The organism is Leptospira gomenensis, assembly GCF_004770155.1.
Classification (GTDB): Bacteria; Spirochaetota; Leptospiria; order Leptospirales; family Leptospiraceae; genus Leptospira; species Leptospira gomenensis.
The window spans coordinates 1-1,125 of sequence record NZ_RQFA01000019.1 but is presented as its reverse complement, the minus strand read 5'-3'; the positions used below and the strand labels follow the sequence as shown (position 1 = coordinate 1,125).

General features: G+C 49.5%; 1 protein-coding gene. It reads right to left on the bottom strand.

The window, feature by feature from the left end; all coding sequences use genetic code 11:
- The coding region (locus EHQ17_RS03825) for a DUF1564 family protein (RefSeq protein ID WP_135736138.1) at positions 1 to 595 on the bottom strand (595 nt) is incomplete at its 3' end.
- Between the last annotated feature and the right edge of the window lie 530 nt (positions 596 to 1,125).

Here is a 1,125-nt window from a genome sequence, read left to right as displayed (position 1 = left end):
CCGTTCCCAACCGAACATTGATTCGTCTCATTGTTTTCTTTTCCGCAGATCGCTGCCCCGCAGCGCGAGTGCCAGCAGCGCCACCGGACTCCGACGACGACATCGGCTCTTGCTTCTTCGCCGAATTCTGATCTCCCGACAAATTCTGTTCTCCCGACAATCCGTTTCGCTCCGTTCGAAGTGCACGAACCCCTGGTCGGACGCCATCCGCAGAATCGCCAACCGCCTGGTCATTGTTAGGTGGTGCATCCTTCGCTCCCTCCTCCTCCGGCGCCTCAGAATCAAAGGAAGTTCGACGACGGTCCACGGCCGCCGCCACAGCAGACACTGAAGCAGAGGCAGGGGCAGAGGCAGAAGGTTGATACAACGTCGTTCCCGCTTTCTTGCCCAAACGTTTGGTCGCGGTCAAAAACTTGGCGTAGGTTCGCAACAACTCGGGAATTTTCTTCGGAAGACGACGTGCGGCAGCCTCCCCATATCGCTCTCCATACCGAAGCCAGGTTTCTTCCGGAACGAGCAAGGTCACCGTTTCCTTTCTGTCATTTTGTAAACGAGAGGAAATTTCTTCTTCGTTGTTGAGCAGTAAATATCCCATACCACACTCGGTTCCACGGCTTGCACGAATGTCACGCTCCCGATGAAAAAAATTCGCGAACATTTGAGTTGTAATCAGAGAAAATATTCTGGTTCGGTTCGAGCAAGTCGGGTCAGCTCGGATTGAGCTGCGTCAACTCAAGTCGAATCGAATCGAATCAGATCGAATCAAGTCACAACTCGAGCTAAATCAAATCAAATCAAATCAAGTCAAGCCAAGCCAAGCCAAGTCGAATCCAGCGAAGCGACATTGAACCAACCAAGATCTCAAACTTACCAATTGAAGATCGAAAATCACGAATTTCGAATCGGCAAAACACAAGGGCCAACAGAGCCGACTAACATTCTAACATCCACTCAATCGTCTGACGCATTGTAATTTACTCCGCAAAACCAATCGAAACTTAGAAAAGGCGATGCGATCTTTTGTAACAAGAGCGGAGTTTAACAGCAACGAAAGAACACGAGTTTAGAAGCAAAGCCGCGACGGAAAACGAAATTACAAACAAAGTTTAGAATCAAAACCCGATT